The following is a 17,576-nucleotide window of genomic DNA, read 5'->3' as shown; positions in this document are numbered from 1 at the left end:
CGGCGGCGCACGGCGGCCGGCTCAGTTCCAGGCCGGTGACGAGCGGGCGCGCTTCATGCTCGATTCTACGTCGGCCGGCCGGCCGGACCCCCCCTAAACGCAGCTTGGCTGGTAGGCGGGGTCGGCCGGCTGACCGGCCGGGCGCCCGAGCGCGTTGGAGACGAGCCGCTGAACGACCGGATCGTTGGGCGTCTGGTCGTGCTCAATCACATCCGCCGGGCACTTGTCCTGGATGGTGATGTTGGTGACCTGCTGCGCTGACCCGGCCAGGAACTGGCTCTGATACGGAGTCACCACCTCATCGTGCGTCGTTGAGATGACCGTGTATGCCGGCCCCGCCACGGTATCCCCGATCGAGTTCAGCTTGGCCAGGAACGGCGAGCCCGCCTGCTGGTCAGCGCAGGCCTGGCAGTTGGAGCCGCCCAGGGAGGTAGCGGGCGGCACGGAGTCCGGCGCCGGAGCTATCAGCCCCTGGGTGCCGTGGTTGGACGGGGCGATGCCGACCAGGTGGTTGACCTTTTCCGCGCCGTCCAGGAATCCCATGTAGTAACGAGGCATCATGCCGCCCTGGCTGTGTCCCACCAGGTCGGCCTTCTTCGCCCCGGTCGAGGCCAGTACGGCGTCGACAAACGGGGCAAGCTGCGCCGCGGAGTCGGCGATCGGGCCGGTGGCGTCGATGCCGTTGGTCGAACCGTAGTTGAGCGCGTAGACGCAGTAGCCCTCACTCTTGAGGGCCGGCGCCATGGTCGCCCAGTTCTTTGCCATGCTTTCGAAGGTGCCGGGTACCAGAATCACCGGGTAGGGATGCGCCGTCGTGGGCTTGCACGACCAGTCGTTTGCACCGGGAGGGGAGACGTCGACGGTGTCGGCGTTAGCCGCGGGTGCAGCCGCCAGGGATCCGCAGAGGAGGGCGATTGCACCCACCGCGGCGGACATGGCCTTGGCGCGCTTGGTTCGGGCAGATGTGCTGGGCTGGGACACGGAAGTACCTCTTCGATTGGGCCCCTCGGCACTGAGGGGTCTGTGTAGATGGAGGTGAGTTAGGGACCGCCCCCCTTGTGATCCGGCTCACGTCCACCCCTTCACGCTAGATAGCTCTTCCCGACGTGCGGACTTTTCTGCACGTTTGTGCAGCGGTTTCTCGCCGCATGAGGGTACTTCCCGGTAACAGGACAGCGCGGCTGCACATATGCGCCTTTCCGGCCCTGGCCCAGTGCCGCTGGCTGCTACTGCTCTTGCCGTCTCCGGCTTCAGTCTCCGGTTTTCAAAGGTTGGGCGAAGGTCTTGGCCGCCTGCGATCCGGCCAGGCTGCTGGCGGCTATGGTCACCAAGGCGCCGAGGAGCAGGGCGGCGTCCTCGCCGGGCAGCAGCACGTTCAGCTGCGTGCCGATGCTGGCAGCTGCCACCGGCACCCCCAGCTGGGCCGCCGAGAGAACGCCCAGCGGAAGGGGAAGTCCGACCACTCTCAGGCCGGCATGGAGCAGCACCGTCCCGGTCCCCAGGGAGAGTCCCAGGACCACCATGTCCGGGTGGCCGGCGAGATCGCGCAGATTCAGGGACGCGCCCAGCCAGACAAAGAAAATCGGGCCGAGAAATCCGTCGCTGACGGCGAAAAGCTGGCGGGCCAGGCGCCTCGGTTCGCCGACGGCGGCCACCACCAGACCGAACGAGAAGCCTGCCAGCATCACGGAGACATGGCCGAAGTTGGCCACTCCGGCCAGCGCGAAAAGCAGGGTCAGCTGGATTCGCAGCTCCAGGGCAAATTTGCGCTCCTCGGAGAGCCGGTGCATGCGCTGCCGGGTGCCGCTCCGCTCCAGGGCGCGCAACGCGAAGAAGAGCGCCATGGCCGCGACCCCCACCGCGAGCGCCCCCAGCGCGGCGCGGCCGGCGTTCGGCGGATCCACGGCCAGTGGCAGCGCGACGATGCAGGCGATGTCGGCAATCGCAACCTGGGCCGTCATTGCCACCACCTTCGGTCCGCCCAGGCGCAGGGAGTCGACGATCGGGAGGACCAGTGCGGCTGACGATGACGCCAGGAGCACCACATAGAGCGGAGCATGGCCGGTACCGAAGGCCAGGCCCATGCCGGTTCCGATGACCACGGCCGCGCCGGCAGCCACCGCGGCCCTGCCCGATCCCTTTCCCAAGGCGGAGCGGATCTGTGGGTCCCTGACGGGCACATGCGTTCCGGCCACGAACATCATCAGCGCAAAGCCGATGTTTGCCAGCAGACTGAAGGTGGGATCACCCGGATCGACCAGCGAGAGCCCCGTTCGGCCGATCACGACGCCGGCCAGCAGCTCGCCCAGGACCACCGGCAGGCGCCAGCGGACCGGCAGTGCGAGCACGGGCCCGGCGAGGGCGACGACGGCGATCAGCGCCAGGGACAGGAACGTCACCGTGGACGCAACCCGGCGGGCGGCGCTGACGGCGCAAGCGCCCCCGGCACCTGTGCGGCGGGCGCCTGTGCCGCCGGTTCAGGCAGCCAGATGACGGAAGCCGCCGCGGCCCTCATTCTGGGGTGTTTCGCCATGGAATGAGACTAGTCCGTCGGGGGTCCGGCGCCCCCGAATGAGACGCCAGCGCCCCGGCGTCAGCGCCCGGCGGCGGGAAGGACGATCTTCATGACGGTTCCTTCGGCCCCGGTGCGGGCCACCTCAACCGTGCCGCCGGCGGCCATGGCAATCTCACGGACCAGGGACAAACCGATACCGAAGCTGCGCTGGCTTCGGGCACCGTCGGCGTTGGGGGTCCTGACGAAGCGCTCGAAGATCCGGTCCTGCTCGACGCCGCTGATCCCGGTCCCCGTGTCTGCGACGGTAATGACGGCCCGGTCCTGCTCCGCACCCGTTGAAATGGTGATGCGCCCGCCGGGCGGCGTGTGGGCGAGGGCGTTGTCCGCGAGCGCCAGTACCGCGCGTCGCAGGGCGTTCTGCTCAATCCTGGCCTGTGGCCGGCCGAGAGCGGCGAAGTCCAGTCGCACCCCGTTCGCCGACGCCAGCTGCTGGAGGCTCTCAGCGACGGAAGCGGCGACTTCGGCCAGTTCGACGGGCTCCGCGCCGGGATCGGGTGCCGCGGCCGTAGCGGCCAGCAGCAGTTCGTTGACGATTCCGGTCAGCGTGGCCGCGTCCTCGCGGATCCGGGCCAGGTTCCGGCCCTGCTGGGAGTCCGGCGCGGCATCGCGCTGCGCGAGCTGGATCCTAGTGTCCAGGATGGCCAGCGGCGTGCGCAGTTCGTGGCTGGCGTCCTGGACGAAGCGGCGCTGCAGGGCCAGCGCCTCGCCCAGCGGGCGGATGGCGCTGCGGGCACTGAGCCAGCCCACGAGGCCGGCGAGTGCGATTCCGGCCACCCCGGCGATGATCATCGCCTCCAGCAGGTCCCTGGAATCCAGGTAGGCGTAAGTCCCGGCAGCCGCGGCGGGCGGCAACTCCGGATGGGCCAGTTTGTTCATGAGATATACGGCGGCGACGGCGAGGAGGCAGACCACCATCACCGCGCAGGCGGCGCTGATCCGCACCGCCACCTTGAGCGAGGCCCTGCGAAGGGTGGACTGGTCCGGCGTTCCCCCCGGCACGGTTTCCTTGGTCATTGGCTTCCTAGTCATTGGCGTCGCCGATCTGGTAGCCGACGCCGTGGACGGTGCGGATGACGGTCTTGGCGATCTTCCGGCGCAGGTGGTGGACGTAGGTGTCGATCACGCCGGGCTGGTCGGTGGCGTGGAAGAAGCCTGCAAGCAGTTCGTCACGGGTGAAGACCCTGCCGGGCTCGGCGGCGAGTGCCCCGAGCACCTCGGCCTCCTTCGCGGTGAGGGACACCTGGCCTCCGTACACAGAGCGGACCGAGCGCGACGCCGGATCGAGTTCCCAGTCGCCGATGCTCACCGGGCCGGCGGGCCGGGCGAAGGTGCGCGTCAGCGCGCGCAGCCGTGCCGCCAGTTCGCCGGCGTCGAACGGCTTGGTGACGTAATCGTTGGCGCCGGCGTCGAGCCCCCGGACCTTTTCGTCCGGGTCGCCCAGCGCCGTCAGAATCAGGATCGGCGCGGCGATGCCCTTGGACCGCAAGGCAGCGATCACGCTGATCCCGTCCATCACGGGCAGTCCCCGGTCGATGACCATGACGTCCCAGGGCTCCGTCAGCCCCAGATGCAGGCCGTCCTGGCCGTTGGCGACCAGCCGGACCCGGTAGTCCGGTTCCAGCAGCTCGGCGATCATCGGGCCCAGGACGGGGTCATCCTCGACGAGCAGCAGGGACGGCCGGTCAGCGGTGGTCATGGAGCCTATTCTTCCGTGGCGGTCTTCCCGGCCAGCACGCCCCCGGCCGTGTCGTGTCCAGTTCCGTCTACACCGGCTGCTTCGTCCGGAGCGGCCGCAGCAGCGGTGCGGCGGTTGCTCCGCCGGCGCTTGAGGAACTGGATCACCCAGGGCACCACCGAGACGAGGACCATGACAACGGCGATGACGTCGATGTTCTTGGCGATGATCTCGTAGTGTCCCAGCCAGGTGCCCAGCAAAGTCACGGACGTGGCCCACGCGAGGGCTCCGACGATGTTCCAGAGGGTGAAGGACTTGTACCCATAGCGGCCGATGCCTGCGGTGAGCGGCGCGAAGGTCCTGACCATCGGCACGAAGCGGGCCAGCACGACGGCGGCGCCCCCGTGGCGGCGGAAGAAGTCCTCCGTGGTGGTCAGGTGGGCCGTCTTCAGCACCCTGGCGTCATCCTTGAACCATCTCCGGCCAAAGGTGCGTCCCAGCATGTAGCCAACCTGGTCACCGGCGATGGCGGCCCCGGTCACGACGCCGATCAGCGCCGGCAACGTCAGGTGCAGCTGCTGATGCAGCAGCCCCGCCGTGAAGAGCAGGGAATCGCCGGGCAGGAACGGGAACAGGACCCCGGACTCAACGAACACCATGGCGGCAATGACGCCCAGCGCGGCCGGTCCGAGCCCCGCGAGCAGGCTGGCCGGGTCCAGCAGGGAGGGGGTTCCGGCCGCGGCGGCCAGGGCAGGGGCCAGTCCCGAAGACAGGATGCTGTGCACGGTCACGTCCTTAGGGTCGGTGTGAAGGGAGGAATGGGGCGGCCGGCAGGCGCTCCACGATCCGGGGCGCGAACCGGTTCCACAGTCCGGTGAGCAGGACCACCGCGGCACTCGCGGCCAGGAAGCTGGCCGCGACGTCGGTGGGGTAGTGGACGCCGACATAGAGCCTCGACCAGGCCACGACCAGCGCCATGGCCGCACCCGCGACGGCGGCGGCCTTGGACCAGCGGGTTCCGCGGGCCAGGAAATACAGGGCGAAGGCGAGCGCGACGGCGAAGGAGACGTGGCCCGAGGGGAAGCTGTTGGAGCCCGTCTCCGGCGCCAGCGGGTCGAAGAGCAGCTTCGGATCCGGCCGTTGCCGGGCGATGAGGAGCTTGAAGGCTTCGCTGGCCACCCAGCCGGAGCAGGCGACCAAGCCAAAGGCCACGGCCTTGACCAGGTCACGGCGGACCAGCCAGAGGTAAACGGAGACGACGCCGACCAGCATGAGCCCTACCAGCGGACCGAACAATACGTTGATGCCCATCGCGACGGCGGTCAGCGCCGCGCCGTGGTGCCGGCTGAGACCCTGGTCCACGCCCAGCTCGGCGGAGGTTTCGCCGGGCACCAGCTGCACCGCCAGGCCCAGCGCGATGACGGCCGCGCACAGCAGCGCGCCCACCACCAGCCAGTGCCTGGCCTGGGGGAGGGTCCAAAAACCTGGTCCGGCAGCGGCCCGATTGTCGGGCAGGCGGGACGGTGCAGTGCGGTCGTCAGTGGCGGGCCCAGTCATGGAATCCTTCGGCTCGAGTCGGCGGCGCGCGGTCACGCGTCCTGATCAACTCTTCCGCGGGGCTCTTAAGAAACGCTTAAGAACTGGCCGCGGGTGTCCTAGGACCCGGCGTTGTAGACGTCCAGGCCGAAGCGGTTCAGGCCCGGTGTCCCGGCATAGCCCAGGTAGGGCAGCCCGAAGGTGTCTTCGATGCTGGCGAGCAGGCTGTAGTGGTTGTACGGCGTGGTGGACCAGGTGCCGCCCTTGGTGAACGGCGAGAGGACCAGGGCACCGACCCGGCCTCCGCCCATGCCGGTGATGCCCGGCAGCGGCGCATTCGGCCCGGGGCCTTCGCCGCAGCAGGCGCTGGCGTCGCTCTGCGGCCCGTCGGACTCGTCGAAGGTGATGACCAGGACCCCGTCCTGCTTGAACGCGGGGGAGGAGGTGATGGCCGGAACCCATTGCTTGAGCCACTCGTCGGCGCTGGCGAGGCCGCCCGGCTGCCCGTCCACGCACGGGGAATCGTGTCCGTCGTGGCAGAGGTTGGGAGTGATCATGGACAGGTTCGGGGTGGTGGCGGCGGAGGCGAGGTCCGTCTTCAGGGCGGCCAGGTCGACGTCGTTCTTGGCGCAGTCGGGCGAGCCGGTGATCCCGGCGAAGTATACGAACGGGTTGTGGCGCGCCGCGTACTGGTCGCCAACCTTGGCTTTCTGGGTGTCATCGACGGCGCCGAGCGCCGGGTGCCGGCACGGGGTGCCCATGTCCTCCATGTACCCCTTCCAGGTCTTCCCGGCGGCCGTCAGCTGGCCGGCGACGGTGGGGACGCTGGCCGGGAAGACGCAGCCGTCCCCGACGGCCTGGCCCGGGCTGGCCGTTCCGCTGCCGGCAAAGGGGGTGTAGCTCTGGCAGTCGGCTTGCATCTGGGGGTTCGGTCCCTGCCCCGAAATCTGCGCCACGTAGTTGGGCTGCGAGTTGTGCGCGGTTCCGAAGTACTGGTTCAGCAGGACTCCCTGGCTGCGCAGCGTTTGGGAGAGATACGGTGCTGCCGACGCCGGGCCCCAGGTCTTGTCATAGCCCTTGTTTTCAAGGTTGATGACGAAGACGTGCTGGGCCCCGGGCAGGTAGCCCTGGCCGGCGGTGGTGCCGGCCGGGGCAGCGTTGGCCGGCGTGGCCGCCGTGCCGGCATGGGGGCCGTAGCTGAGCGCCGCGGCGGCCAGTACGAGCAGCGCGGCGGCGGCGAAGCGCTTGAGCGTGCGGCGGCTACGCGGCCGGGGTGCGGATGCGGTAGGGGTGGTGGGGTTCACGGGAGCTTCCATCCGTCGGCGAGTGCTTTCTCTTTCAGTCCGGACCATTCCTCGGCCGGCGGCGGGCCGACGGGGGTGCAGGCCGGTCCGGCCACGAAGGGCGGGACAAGGTATTTGGGCGCGGCCAGGTTTGCCGGTGTGGCGAAGTCCAGGACTTCGGCGATGTTGCGGGCGGCCCTGTCCCGCGGCGTCAGTGGCGGGAGGTTCCAGCGCCATTCGATGGCCTTGAGGACCGAGGTGTGGTCGTAGACGTCGTGGGCGACGTAGCGGCGTCGTGCGCGGGGAGAGACCACCAGGGAGGGGACCCGGAAGCCGCGCAGGGCCGTGGCGGCACTGGTGTCCGGGGCCGTCGTCGGTGCGACGTGGTCGTAGAAGCCGCCCCATTCGTCGTAGTTGACCACCAGCAGGGTGTTGGCCCAGCCGGGACCGGAGGTGACCGCGTTGTAAACCTCGGCCAGGAACGTTTCGCCGGAGCGGATGTCCGCGTGCGGGTGGTCATCGCCCGAGGTGCCGGAGCCCTCGTCGGTGAACCGCGGGTCCACGAAGGACACCGCGGGCAGGGTCCCGGCGGAGCAGTCTGTAAGGAACTCGGAGTAATGGTGCGAGATGCCCTGGTATTTGGCCCCCCAGAGCGCGGTGAAGGGGATGTCGCCGTAGTAGTACTTGCCGGATACCCCTGCGGCGGCGAGCCGGTCCCAGATGGTCGGCAGGGTGCTGGTGACCGTGGAGTTATGGACCCGGTCGGTGGCTGCGGCGTGCTGGTAGAACCGGTTGGGGTAGGTCTCTGCCATGGTCGCGGCGAAGTACTGGTCGCAGACCGTCCAGTCGGGGCCGGCCTGCCGCCAGAAGTCCAGGTCGGCGGCGTCGTAGTATCCGACGGCGAACTCGTCGTTCTCCCCGGCCTGGAGCCAGCCGTTGTTCTTCCCGTTGTTGAACTGGATCCGGCCGCCCTCGTAGGAGTGGTCAGGGTCCGGGTGGCCGCAGCCCTGGAAGTCTGTCAGGTGGTGGGTGGAGTGCGGGATGCCGTAGCGGTCGGTGAAGCTCAGCCCGGACTGTTTCCCGTCGGCCCCCGGCATCCAGCCGAGGAAGTGGTCGAAGGAGCGGTTCTCCATCATCACCACGATGATGTGGTCGATGCCGGAGGCACCGGGTGCAGGCAGCGTCGCCGCGGCTGCGGCCCGGGAAGCGTTGCCGGCGGCCAGGGCCGTGGCGGTGCTGGCGGCCAGGGCCGTGCCGGCGGCGGTCATGAAGTTACGTCGTGTTAAGTTCACGCCCAGAAGTAGATCACGGAAAGGTTACGGCCCCGGCCCGTTTCGGGGCTGGTTCACGAACTGTTCACCGTGTGTTGGCGGTCCGGTACCGCCGCGGAAATCCGGGCAGGACCCCGGACTTCCGCCGGGCAACGGTCAGGCTGGCGCGGTGCCGCCTGGCATCCCGGGCGCGTTCTGGCCGTACTCGGCCGAGATCAGGATGGGCAGGTGGTCGGAGGCGCCGCGCGGCAGCGTTTCGACGTTCTCGATCATGAGGCCCTGGGACGTGGCGAAGTCGAAGTGACCCTTGAAGACCTTGTACCGGGTGTACGTCCGCCGGTCGCTGAGGGAGAGCTCGTAGCCGGCGTCCTTCATCTGTTCCGTGAGGTACTTGGTGAAGAACGGGTAGTTGAAGTCGCCCACCATGAGTGTCATCAGCCCGCCGCCCATGCTGAGCAGTTCCGCGTGCGCGGCGTGGATCTGGTTCCGGCGCAGCGAGTTCGACGCCGTCAGGGGCGCCGCGTGGAAGGAGGCGATGACGAGGTCGTGGTCCGTCTCGTTGTCGACCACCCGGGTGCCGATGAGCCGCTCGTGCGCGGGTGCCAGCACCCGGTCATGCATCGATTTCTTCAGGGCGAACGTCTTGGTCTCGTACGCGGTGAAACGGTCCTTGCGGTAGTAGATGGCCAGGCCCAGCCGGTTGCCTCTCGTGGCATCCGCGAGGTGAAGGTCGCCGATGGTTTCGGGCAGGTCTTCGGTGTCGCACTCCTGGAGGCAGAGCGCATCGATCTCATAGCCGCTGGCCAAAGCCTCCAGTTCGCCGCTGGCCTTGTGTTTGCGGAGGTTGTAGCTGATAACTCGGATCAGGGGGAGCACCTCTTCGCGCAATAGTCGGGGTAAACCTGCTCCCGAGTCTACCCAGTCCGGCGGATCGGACGGGACCAGACTGGCCGGGTGACTGCCCGGGCCGCTCCGTGGAACCGCCGCCGCAATGGCGCGCTGAAGCGGTGGTGGCCCGAGGCGATAAGGTGGTTGGGATTCTCTGATTGTTGCTGCGAAAGGGTCGACGTTGACTGCTGAACTACCCGTGCTGGCCGAGGGCGATTTCTACTACGAGGTGCTGGGGGACGGGCGTTTCCGCTCCACCATCCACGCCCAGGGCGCGTGGAACGTGCACGAACAGCACATGGCGCCGGCGTCCGGCATCATGGCCGATTGCCTGGCCCGGCACGAACCGCGGGACGACATGCGGATGGCGCGGATCAGCTACGAGATCCTGGGCCTCATCCCCGGCGGCGAATTTGAGGTCACCACCACCACGCTGCGCCCGGGCCGGACCATTGAACTGCTGCAGGCCGAACTCGTGGCCGGCGGCCGCGTGGCGATCCGGGCGACGGCGTGGCGCATGATCACCTCCGACACCTCGGCCATTGCCGCCTTCGAAGACCCGAGGATCCCGGCCCCGGACGACTGTGAGCCCTATGACGCCGCAACGGTCTGGCCGGGCGGGTACATCGCCTCGCTCAAGATGCGCATCGCCGAGGGCCACCGCGCCGGCTCCGGGACCGTCTGGCTGCACACCGACCACCCGCTCACGGACCGGGCGGACAGCAGCGACCTGGCCCGTCTGATCGGCCTCGTGGACACAGCCAACGGGATTGCCGCCCGGGTTCCGCCGGGCAAGGGCAGTTATGCCTTTCCCAACTTGGACCTGCAGATCCACATGTACCGGCGCCCGGAGGGGGAGTGGCTGGGTCTGGACAACGAGGTGTCCTTCGGCACGGACGGCATCGGCCTGACCTCCACGGTGCTGCACGATCTGCAGGGCCCCTTCGGGCGGGCCGAGCAGATCCTGACGCTGCGCAAAAGCTAGTCGAGTGCCCCGGCAGGGAAACTGTCCGGTCAGTGGAAGACGAGCCAGCCGACGGTTGTGGCCAGGCCGGTCAGGAACGCGCCCCAAAGGATGTCCGCCACGACGATCGCCAGCGGCCAGTTCTTCAGCGTCGCGGCGTTGGTGAGGTCGTAAGTGGCGTAGGCGAACCCGCCGAGGGCGGCGCCGTATCCCAGCGCGGTCAGCCAGCTGCCGCCGTCGAGGGCCGGGCGGAGGGCGAAGAAGACGATCCCGGCAATGTAGAGCAGGTAGAACACCACGGCGTACCCTAGATGGGGTTTGTCGGCCATCAGGTGGCCCAAATGCCGGCGGTAGAACTTGTTCATCGACTTGAGCCAGACGGCGTCGATGACGGCGAACGCGGCGGCTACCACTAGGAATTGCAGAATGACCATAAGGGAGCATAACAACATGCAGCAGGCCGCGGCCGGACCCCGGAGCCTGACGGCGTTCCGGCAGGAGCACTCCCTCGGCGCCGCGGAGGATCTGGACCTCGCCTTGGAGCTGCTGCAGCGGGTGAAAACCGGCGCGGTGGGACCCATGCTGCGGCTTTACCGGCCCGCGCCCACCGTGGCCTTCGGTCAGCGTGACACGCACCTGCCGGGCTTCGACGCCGCGGCGCGGGCCTGCCGCGAGCTCGGGTTCGAGCCGTTGGTCCGGAAGGCAGGCGGACGGGCTGCCGCGTACCACGGGGGAACGCTGGTGATCGACCATCTCGAGCCGGACGCCGATGCGATCGCGGGCGCGAAGGGACGCTTTTCCTTCTTCGGCGAACTGCTGGCGCAGGCACTGCGCGACGCCGGGGTGGAGGCCGCCGTCGGGGAGATCCCCGGCGAATACTGCCCCGGCGAGTTCAGCGTGCACGGCCAGGACCCGCTGGCTCCTGAGCGCCGGCTCAAACTCATTGGCACCGCCCAGCGCGTGGTCTCCGGCGGCTGGCTGTTCAGCTCGGTGATCATCGTGGAGAACTCGGCGCCGATCAAGGCCGTGCTCGAGGCCAGCTACGCGGCCCTGGGCCTGGACTGGGACCCGGCGACGGCGGGGGCGGTCAACGATCTTGTCCCGCACCTGGGCGTGGACGCTATCGAGGCCGCCGTGCTGGGCGCGTACGGCCGCTACGCCACCCTGGACTACGGCGACTTCGACAGCCTGCTGGATTAGCCTGGGGCGCGCGCCGCGAGGAGTTGCTCGCGCAGGATGTCGGCGTGCCCGCAGTGCTGGGCGAGTTCCCGGAGCATGTGCAGATACACCCACCGCAGCGGGAGCGGCCCGCGCCGGTTTCCGGTGACCAGGTCGTCCAGCCCCAGCGGCCGGGTCCTTTCGCGCGACTCAGCGCAGGCCAGCCGGTACGCGGCCTGGACGCTTGCGATGGTGTCGCCGTCGTCCAGGATGAAGGACTCGTCCGGGGTGGCTGGTATGCCGATCTCCTGGCGGCTACGGCGCGTGATGGCTTCGTCGAACCAGACCTTTTCCACGAACGTGGCGTGCTTGACCAGCCCCAGCAGCGTGGTGCGCGAGGGGACCAGGGAGGCCCGGGCCTCGTGCTCGCTCATCCCATCCAGGCAGTCGTGCAGTGAGGTCCGGTGCTCGTCCAGGAAGGCGTCGAACTGCGCCCGAAGGTCGGCCGCGAAGATGCCGGGATCCATGCTGGGGAATGTGCTCATGGGTCCACAGCCTAATACCCTGCCGCCGGGCGCCCGCAGGCCTGCCCTTACCGCATCCACCCCCACCATGGGCTGGCCCCGTCCGCGACTTCGGACGGGGCCAGCCCCTGACGGAACACCGGGACGTCAGTGCCCCCGCGCGATCCAATCCCCAAGTTGCGGCGCTTCGGCGCCCACACTGGTCGAGTCCCCATGGCCGGTGCGGACCACCGTGTCCGCGGGAAGCGTCAGCAACCTGGACTTGATCGACTCGACAATGGTGGGGAAGTCGCTGAAGGACCGGCCGGTGGCGCCCGGGCCGCCCTGGAAGAGCGTGTCGCCGGTGAAGACCGTGCCCTCGGCGGCCAGGTAGAAGCTCACGGAGCCGGGCGAGTGGCCCGGGGTGTGGAGCGCCACCAGCCGCGCGCCGCCGACGTCGAAGGTGTCGCCGTCGTCGATGCCGTGATCCGGCTCGGTTCCCGGGAAGACCCGGTCCCAGAGCATCCAATCGTTCCGGTTGAGGTAGACCGGCGCGTTGACCAGGCCGCGGAACTCGCCCACCGCGGCGATGTGGTCGTCGTGGCCGTGGGTGAGCAGGATGGCTGTGACTTTCCGGCCGGCGACGGCGGCCGCGATGGCGGCGGCGTCGTGGGCCGGATCGATCACCACGCACTCCTGGTCATTACCGACGAGCCAGACGTTGTTGTCCACGTCCCAGGTGCCGCCGTCGAGCGAAAACGTGCCCGAGGTGACCAGCCGCTCGATCCTCAGTCCGGTTCCGGAACCGGCGCTCACAGTTCCACCACCGAGCGGAGGACGGCCCCGGAGTGCATCTTCTCGAAGGCGTCTTCGATCTGGTCGATGGTGATCCGCTCCGTGACGAAGGCGTCCAGGTCCAGCCGGCCTTGCTGGTACAGGTCGATAAGCATGGGGAAGTCGCGCGACGGCAGGCAGTCGCCGTACCAGGAGGACTTCAGCGAGCCGCCCCGGCCGAACACGTCCAGCAGCGGCAGTTCCAGGGTCATGTCCGGGCTGGGGACACCCACGAGGACCACGGTGCCGGCGAGGTCGCGGGCATAGAAGGCCTGCTTGTACGTCTCGGGCCGTCCCACGGCGTCGATCACGACGTCGGCGCCGAAACCGCCGGTCAGTTCGCGGATCGCCTCCACCGGGTCGACGGCGGAAGAGTCCACCGTGTGGGTGGCGCCGAGTTCCTTGGCACGTTCGAGCTTTTTGGCGTCGATGTCCACCGCGATGACGGTGGTGGCACCGGCGAGCGCGGCACCGGCGACGGCCGCCACGCCCACGCCGCCGCAGCCGATCACGGCGACGGAATCACCGCGCTGGACGTTGCCGGTGTTGATCGCGGCGCCGAGGCCCGCCATGACGCCGCAGCCGAGCAGGCCGATCGCGGCGGGGTCGGCGTCGGGGTCCACCTTGGTGCACTGGCCGGCGGCGACGAGGGTCTTCTCGGCGAAGGCGCCGATGCCGAGCGCGGCGGTGAGCTCGGTGCCGTCCGCCAGCGTCATCTTCTGCGTCGCGTTGTGCGTGTTGAAGCAGTACTGCGGCTCGCCGCGGCGGCACGCCCGGCACTCGCCGCAGACGGCTCGCCAGTTCAGCACCACCCGGTCGCCGGGGGCCACCTCGGTGACGTCGGGGCCGACGGCGCTAACCACGCCGGTGGCCTCATGGCCGAGCAGGAACGGGAAGTCGTCGTTAATGGCGCCCTGCTTGTAGTGCAGGTCGGTGTGGCAGACACCGCAGGTGAGGATGTCCACCAGGGCCTCGCCGGGTCCGGGGTCAGGGACCAGGACGGTCTCCAGGGTGACGGGTGCGTTCTTGGAACGGACTACTGCGCCTTTGACTTCGTGGACCATGGGGTTGGCTCCTTTCATCACCGCTTCCGTGGCGGGAAGCGGCACGGCGCGGGCCCCTGGGGTGAGCCGGGAGTCCGCGCCGTAAGTGGTTTGGGGGTGTCCTGAAAAGGTGGCGTTAGGCCGCGAGGCGGCTCTTGACCTCGGCCGCGGAGGGGTTGGTGGCGGCGGTGCCGTCCGGGAAGAGCACGGTGGGGACGGTGCGGTTGCCTCCGTTGAGCTGCTCCACGAGTTCGGCGGTGCCTTCGACTTCCTCGATGTTGATCTCGGTGTATCCGATGCCCTGCGCGTCCAGCTGCTTCTTCAGCCGGTTGCAGTAGCCGCACCAGGTGGTCGAAAACATGGTGATGGTGCCGGAATCGGGGGTGAAGTCCACGAAGTTCTCCTCAAGGCAGGTTGACGGCACTGGTTGGCGATGATGAGTGGCATCGCCGTTGCCGACAAAAGTCGTATGTCACTCCCAATAACGGTAACCCGGGGCCCGCTATTCCCTGCTCTATTCCCGCTGGGCGGCCCGCGGTGGCATGCTGGTGCCATGTGTGGACGCTACGTGATGGCCCGGGCCGTCGGGGACCTGCTGGCAGAATTCGACGCCGAACTCGAGGAAGAGGTGGTGATTCCGCCGTCCTGGAACGTCGCGCCGACCGCGGACGTGCCGATCCTGCTTGAGCGGCTGGTGGACGGTGAACCCGTGCGGCAGCTCCACATTGCCCGCTGGGGACTGGTGCCGTCCTGGGCCAAGGACCCCGGCATCGGCTCGAAGATGATCAACGCCCGCAGCGAGAGCGTGCTGGAGAAGCCGGCCTTCCGCAAGGCCACCCGCACCCGCCGCTGCGCCGTTCCGGCCGACGGCTATTACGAGTGGAAGGGCGAGGGCCGCGGCAAGCAGCCGTACTACGTGCACCCAAAGGACGGCAGCCCGGTGGTCTTCGCAGGCCTCTATGAATGGTGGAAGGACCCGTCAAAGACCGAGGGGGACCCGGGGCGCTGGCTGCTCTCGACGTCGATCCTCACCACCGATTCTCCGCCGGAGGGCTACGCGGACGGCATGCTGGCGGAACTGACGGCCCTGCACGACCGCGTCCCGCTGCCGATGGACCGCAGGACCATGGAGACCTGGCTGGATCCGCAGGCGGAAGACGCCGCCGCGCTGGTCGGGCTGGTCCGCGCCGGCGCGCACGACGTCGCCGAGGGCTGGAGGATCGACGCCGTCGGCACCGCCGTCGGGAACGTCAAGAATGACTCCCCGGAGCTGATCGAGCCGGTCGGCAGCCTGTTTTAGCGGACGGGCCGGCAGGCTTGGCTCCGTTCCCGGCCATGTTTGGCTCTGCAGGGCCGAGACAAAGGTACATTTGACTCGATTAGAATCTGGTTCTGCCATGGGGGGCAATGGTGACAATTTTGGGTCGTGAGTCGGCTACCGCGGTCTTTCGAATAAGGCGAAAAGCGAGTGGGCTGCGGTGGATCATCCTAAGCACCGTACTCGCTGTGATGGGCCTTCTCGGCGTATGGATTACCATCCCGGAATGGATCAACGTGCTCCTGGCGGCAATCTCATTTGCCTTGTTGTACATGGAGGTGCGCGCCCACCGTCGTTCCGTTGCCTCGACGGTGTTTGAACCGCGCATTAGCGATTCCTTCGAAAGTTTCGTGCCGACGACTAGCAGCCACGGCCGGTTCACCTATCGCAAGTTCCCGCACGGATCCTTCCTCTCGGACAACTTGGTGAGCTCGGCCATACAGGACGGACTGGTGGCGCGACTGGAATCCAAACCCTTCACGATGCCCCCGTCCCTGAGCGCCCTCGGCCAACGCTTTCTCGACGACAAGATCAAAGTTAGGCATGTCTTTGACGGGCCTATCCTTGGATGGAACTCGAACGTTGGGGTAGGGCCGGCTGCGTCTGAGCTGCCTCGCTGGATAGATTTTCAGCCCGCAACCTACTTTCAGCACATCGCAACGGACCAGCTTGCGCTCCACGACGTAAGCCAGGCCGGTCGTTTCACCGAAGACCACGGACGAAGGCTTTTCATTACCCGACGCGGGGCGCTCAGGGACTTCCACGACTCATGGCTTGTAAACGTGGTTGGGACCTCAGTCATGGCATTCACGAGCGATGGCAAGCTGCTCATAGTGGATCAAGGAATTCATAACCTAAACAGCGGCGGTCAGTTGGCTCCGAGTGGCTCGGGTGCGCTGGAGCCCAAGGATTTTCAGGGCCGCGCTTCGCTTCCCTTGGCGGAACTGGCGGCCAACGGGGCCAACCGTGAGTTGCAGGAAGAAGCTGGAGTTCTGGCCAGTGAGATCCAAGAGAGCTACTTCCTAGGCTTCGGACGCTGGCTTGAAAAGGCGGCGCGTCCCGAACTCATGACATTGAGTTTGCTCTCCGTGGACTCGCACGTTCTGGAACAGCGGATGACGGGGAAACTCGAGAGACCGTTCGTTCGCGGACGGACATTCACCAGGCTTGTGGGTGAACCGAGCGAATGGGGATCGTCGCCGGAAACAATGCTCGAGCCCCAGTACCGGGGAAGACTCTCCCTGCCGCTTTCAGTGGGGCTTGCCCTTTTGAAAGAATTCGTCGCAGCGGGCGGCCCGTCTGCAGAAGTGTTTTCGAGCCAGGTCATCGGCGGCGACTAGACCGTGACCTTGCCGCCGGCGTCGACCGTCCAAGTGGGGTTGAAGGCGACCTCCCAGCGGAAACCGTCCGGGTCCGCGAAGTAGCCCGTATAGCCGCCCCAGGGCTGGGTCTTCGGCGCGGCCACGACGACGGCGCCGGCGGCCTCCGCCTGGCGCATCGCCTGGTCCACCTCGTCAGCGCTGCCCACGTTGTGGCTCAGGGTGATGCAGGGGATGCCGGCCGGGGGATCGGTGGCGGCCTCGGCCTGCATCTGCCCGGCGTCCCAGAGCGAGAGGATAAGCCCGTGGTTGACCTGCAGGAAGAGCACCTCGCCGGAAACCTCCCGGTGGACCGGCCACCCGAGGCCCTCCACGTAGAAGCGGCGCGAGGCGTCAACGCTGCGGACACCCAATGAGATGAAGTCGACTCGTGGTTGCATCGTTCGATACTGTCATGCACATGTCCACACATCACCGTGACGCCAAAGACGCCCAGGCCGATAAGGAACAACTCGCCGCCGTGCGGGTGGCGGTCGACGAGGTGGACGAGCAGATCGTCGCGCTGATCGGCCGGCGCGAACGGCTCATCCGGATTGCCGGCACCCTGAAGGCGGACAGTGCCGAGGTGCGGGCGCCCGGCCGCGTGGAGCGGGTCCTAGAACACGTCAAGGCGACGGCTGAGCAGAAGGACATCGACACCGAGATCGTCGAACAGACCTACCGGGCCATGATCGATTCCTTCATCCGGCTTGAGCTGGACGTCTACAAAGCCTCCAGCTAGGGCTGGTCGACTCAGCTAGAGCGACTCTTCGACGGGCACGTTGGCCTGGTACTCCCGGCCCTCACAATCGCTGTAGGCCGTCATCAGATGGCCCTTGGCCAGCCCCATCACCGTGCTAAGCGGAAAGTTGCCGGTGATGGTGTTGCCGGAGTGCTCCACACCCTTGAGGTCGAAGTTCTCTTCCGTGCCGTCATGGCTGAAACAGAAGAAAGAAACTGCCTCGCCGTTCATGAACTCGATTTCCATCCGGCGCTGGTGCGAATGGTCCGGGGTGGCCGCCACGAGCCCCACCACATAGGCCCCGGAACTCGGGATATTCCCGTCTATATCGAACTTCGCCACCAAGGTTGAATCCTTGGCGGCGATGCTTACGTGCTTCAGGAGTGCGCTATGGGAGCTCATAGCTCAATCCTGCTACCTGCGCTTGC

The 17,576-nt window shown here is 67.7% G+C and carries 21 protein-coding genes; 5 read left to right on the top strand and 16 right to left on the bottom strand.

All coding sequences use genetic code 11. From position 1 onward, the window contains the following. Positions 1-93: 93 nt before the first annotated feature. The 9 genes from AC1DGE_RS02110 to AC1DGE_RS02070 all read right to left on the bottom strand — a co-directional run bounded on the left by AC1DGE_RS02110 (position 94) and on the right by AC1DGE_RS02070 (position 9,204). The gene (locus AC1DGE_RS02110) at positions 94-936 is read right to left on the bottom strand and encodes an esterase/lipase family protein (RefSeq protein ID WP_441417874.1); all 843 of its coding nucleotides are present in this window, start codon (positions 934-936) and stop codon (positions 94-96) included. Between the two features lie 314 nt (positions 937-1,250). Continuing rightward, the gene (locus tag AC1DGE_RS02105) at positions 1,251-2,399 is read right to left on the bottom strand and encodes a cation:proton antiporter (protein ID WP_476892437.1); all 1,149 of its coding nucleotides are present in this window, start codon (positions 2,397-2,399) and stop codon (positions 1,251-1,253) included. Positions 2,400-2,593: 194 nt separating this feature from the next. Then, positions 2,594-3,589, bottom strand: a complete 996-nt coding sequence (locus AC1DGE_RS02100; RefSeq protein WP_476892438.1) for a sensor histidine kinase — start codon at positions 3,587-3,589, stop codon at positions 2,594-2,596. Between the two features lie 7 nt (positions 3,590-3,596). Then, the gene (locus AC1DGE_RS02095; RefSeq protein WP_476892439.1) at positions 3,597-4,271 is read right to left on the bottom strand and encodes a response regulator transcription factor; all 675 of its coding nucleotides are present in this window, start codon (positions 4,269-4,271) and stop codon (positions 3,597-3,599) included. Positions 4,272-4,276: 5 nt separating this feature from the next. Next, on the bottom strand, positions 4,277-5,035 hold the full coding sequence (locus tag AC1DGE_RS02090; RefSeq protein ID WP_476892440.1) for a DedA family protein: 759 nt from the start codon (positions 5,033-5,035) through the stop codon (positions 4,277-4,279). A 10-nt stretch (positions 5,036-5,045) separates the two neighbouring features. Beyond that, positions 5,046-5,807, bottom strand: coding sequence for a phosphatase PAP2 family protein (locus tag AC1DGE_RS02085; protein WP_476892441.1), 762 nt, complete (start codon positions 5,805-5,807; stop codon positions 5,046-5,048). A 98-nt stretch (positions 5,808-5,905) separates the two neighbouring features. Continuing rightward, entirely contained in the window at positions 5,906-7,090 is a 1,185-nt protein-coding gene (locus AC1DGE_RS02080; protein WP_476916797.1) for an alkaline phosphatase family protein, read from the bottom strand. Then, on the bottom strand, positions 7,087-8,361 hold the full coding sequence (locus AC1DGE_RS02075) for an alkaline phosphatase family protein (RefSeq protein ID WP_476908767.1): 1,275 nt from the start codon (positions 8,359-8,361) through the stop codon (positions 7,087-7,089). The genes AC1DGE_RS02080 and AC1DGE_RS02075 overlap by 4 nt, the downstream gene beginning before the upstream one ends. A gap of 135 nt (positions 8,362-8,496) precedes the next feature. Beyond that, the gene (locus AC1DGE_RS02070; protein ID WP_441417875.1) at positions 8,497-9,204 is read right to left on the bottom strand and encodes an endonuclease/exonuclease/phosphatase family protein; all 708 of its coding nucleotides are present in this window, start codon (positions 9,202-9,204) and stop codon (positions 8,497-8,499) included. Between the two features lie 205 nt (positions 9,205-9,409). Between AC1DGE_RS02070 and AC1DGE_RS02065 the strand changes: the two genes are divergently transcribed. After that, positions 9,410-10,213: a thioesterase family protein gene (locus tag AC1DGE_RS02065; RefSeq protein WP_441417667.1), complete on the top strand. Its 804-nt coding sequence runs from the start codon at positions 9,410-9,412 to the stop codon at positions 10,211-10,213. Between the two features lie 29 nt (positions 10,214-10,242). Here the strand turns inward: AC1DGE_RS02065 and AC1DGE_RS02060 are convergent, their stop codons facing one another. After that, entirely contained in the window at positions 10,243-10,626 is a 384-nt protein-coding gene (locus AC1DGE_RS02060; RefSeq protein WP_476916796.1) for a DUF2177 family protein, read from the bottom strand. Positions 10,627-10,642: 16 nt separating this feature from the next. Here AC1DGE_RS02060 and AC1DGE_RS02055 point away from each other — a divergent pair, with 16 nt between their 5' ends. Then, positions 10,643-11,392 carry a lipoate--protein ligase family protein gene (locus AC1DGE_RS02055; RefSeq protein ID WP_476908849.1) on the top strand — a complete coding sequence of 250 codons (750 nt, stop codon included), beginning with the start codon at positions 10,643-10,645 and terminating at the stop codon, positions 11,390-11,392. On the opposite strand, the gene AC1DGE_RS02050 is transcribed toward AC1DGE_RS02055, so the two are convergent. The 4 genes from AC1DGE_RS02050 to AC1DGE_RS02035 all read right to left on the bottom strand — a co-directional run bounded on the left by AC1DGE_RS02050 (position 11,389) and on the right by AC1DGE_RS02035 (position 14,124). Continuing rightward, positions 11,389-11,895 (bottom strand): DinB family protein, encoded by a 507-nt coding sequence (locus AC1DGE_RS02050; RefSeq protein ID WP_476916795.1) that lies wholly within the window; start codon positions 11,893-11,895, stop codon positions 11,389-11,391. The genes AC1DGE_RS02055 and AC1DGE_RS02050 overlap by 4 nt on opposite strands. Before the next feature lie 126 nt (positions 11,896-12,021). Continuing rightward, a complete protein-coding gene (locus AC1DGE_RS02045; protein WP_476916794.1) occupies positions 12,022-12,669 on the bottom strand; it encodes an MBL fold metallo-hydrolase in 648 nt (215 codons plus the stop codon). After that, positions 12,666-13,751, bottom strand: a complete 1,086-nt coding sequence (locus tag AC1DGE_RS02040) for an S-(hydroxymethyl)mycothiol dehydrogenase (protein WP_476916793.1) — start codon at positions 13,749-13,751, stop codon at positions 12,666-12,668. Before AC1DGE_RS02040 ends, AC1DGE_RS02045 begins: the two co-directional genes overlap by 4 nt. A 115-nt stretch (positions 13,752-13,866) precedes the next feature. After that, positions 13,867-14,124 carry a mycoredoxin gene (locus AC1DGE_RS02035; RefSeq protein WP_056739948.1) on the bottom strand — a complete coding sequence of 86 codons (258 nt, stop codon included), beginning with the start codon at positions 14,122-14,124 and terminating at the stop codon, positions 13,867-13,869. Between the two features lie 159 nt (positions 14,125-14,283). On the opposite strand from AC1DGE_RS02035, the gene AC1DGE_RS02030 reads away from it, so the two are divergent. Next, the gene (locus AC1DGE_RS02030; protein ID WP_441417671.1) at positions 14,284-15,030 is read left to right on the top strand and encodes an SOS response-associated peptidase; all 747 of its coding nucleotides are present in this window, start codon (positions 14,284-14,286) and stop codon (positions 15,028-15,030) included. Between the two features lie 206 nt (positions 15,031-15,236). Beyond that, the gene (locus AC1DGE_RS02025) at positions 15,237-16,388 is read left to right on the top strand and encodes a hypothetical protein (protein ID WP_476916792.1); all 1,152 of its coding nucleotides are present in this window, start codon (positions 15,237-15,239) and stop codon (positions 16,386-16,388) included. Here AC1DGE_RS02025 and AC1DGE_RS02020 read toward each other — a convergent pair. After that, positions 16,385-16,807: a VOC family protein gene (locus AC1DGE_RS02020; protein ID WP_441417673.1), complete on the bottom strand. Its 423-nt coding sequence runs from the start codon at positions 16,805-16,807 to the stop codon at positions 16,385-16,387. The genes AC1DGE_RS02025 and AC1DGE_RS02020 overlap by 4 nt on opposite strands. A 14-nt stretch (positions 16,808-16,821) precedes the next feature. Between AC1DGE_RS02020 and AC1DGE_RS02015 the strand changes: the two genes are divergently transcribed. Further along, on the top strand, positions 16,822-17,148 hold the full coding sequence (locus AC1DGE_RS02015; protein WP_476916890.1) for a chorismate mutase: 327 nt from the start codon (positions 16,822-16,824) through the stop codon (positions 17,146-17,148). A gap of 15 nt (positions 17,149-17,163) precedes the next feature. Here AC1DGE_RS02015 and AC1DGE_RS02010 read toward each other — a convergent pair whose 3' ends face one another. Continuing rightward, positions 17,164-17,550: a hypothetical protein gene (locus tag AC1DGE_RS02010; protein WP_441417674.1), complete on the bottom strand. Its 387-nt coding sequence runs from the start codon at positions 17,548-17,550 to the stop codon at positions 17,164-17,166. Positions 17,551-17,576 lie beyond the last annotated feature (26 nt).

Source organism: Arthrobacter sp. 05N425 (assembly GCF_056397125.1).
The sequence above is the reverse complement of the archived record's forward strand: the minus strand, read 5'-3'. Positions and strand labels throughout refer to the sequence as shown.

Excerpts from the sequence above, each read along its gene's own strand:
- AC1DGE_RS02085 (WP_476892441.1), bottom strand. The coding sequence starts at position 5,807 with ATGACTGGGCCCGCCACTGACGACCGCACTGCACCGTCCCGCCTGCCC.
- AC1DGE_RS02060 (WP_476916796.1), bottom strand. The coding sequence starts at position 10,626 with ATGGTCATTCTGCAATTCCTAGTGGTAGCCGCCGCGTTCGCCGTCATC.
- AC1DGE_RS02055 (WP_476908849.1), top strand. The coding sequence starts at position 10,643 with ATGCAGCAGGCCGCGGCCGGACCCCGGAGCCTGACGGCGTTCCGGCAG.
- AC1DGE_RS02020 (WP_441417673.1), bottom strand. The coding sequence starts at position 16,807 with ATGCAACCACGAGTCGACTTCATCTCATTGGGTGTCCGCAGCGTTGAC.
- AC1DGE_RS02015 (WP_476916890.1), top strand. The coding sequence starts at position 16,822 with ATGCACATGTCCACACATCACCGTGACGCCAAAGACGCCCAGGCCGAT.
- AC1DGE_RS02010 (WP_441417674.1), bottom strand. The coding sequence starts at position 17,550 with ATGAGCTCCCATAGCGCACTCCTGAAGCACGTAAGCATCGCCGCCAAG.
- AC1DGE_RS02040 (WP_476916793.1), bottom strand. The coding sequence starts at position 13,751 with ATGGTCCACGAAGTCAAAGGCGCAGTAGTCCGTTCCAAGAACGCACCC.
- AC1DGE_RS02030 (WP_441417671.1), top strand. The coding sequence starts at position 14,284 with ATGTGTGGACGCTACGTGATGGCCCGGGCCGTCGGGGACCTGCTGGCA.
- AC1DGE_RS02050 (WP_476916795.1), bottom strand. The coding sequence starts at position 11,895 with ATGAGCACATTCCCCAGCATGGATCCCGGCATCTTCGCGGCCGACCTT.
- AC1DGE_RS02095 (WP_476892439.1), bottom strand. The coding sequence starts at position 4,271 with ATGACCACCGCTGACCGGCCGTCCCTGCTGCTCGTCGAGGATGACCCC.
- AC1DGE_RS02110 (WP_441417874.1), bottom strand. The coding sequence starts at position 936 with ATGTCCGCCGCGGTGGGTGCAATCGCCCTCCTCTGCGGATCCCTGGCG.
- AC1DGE_RS02100 (WP_476892438.1), bottom strand. The coding sequence starts at position 3,589 with ATGACCAAGGAAACCGTGCCGGGGGGAACGCCGGACCAGTCCACCCTT.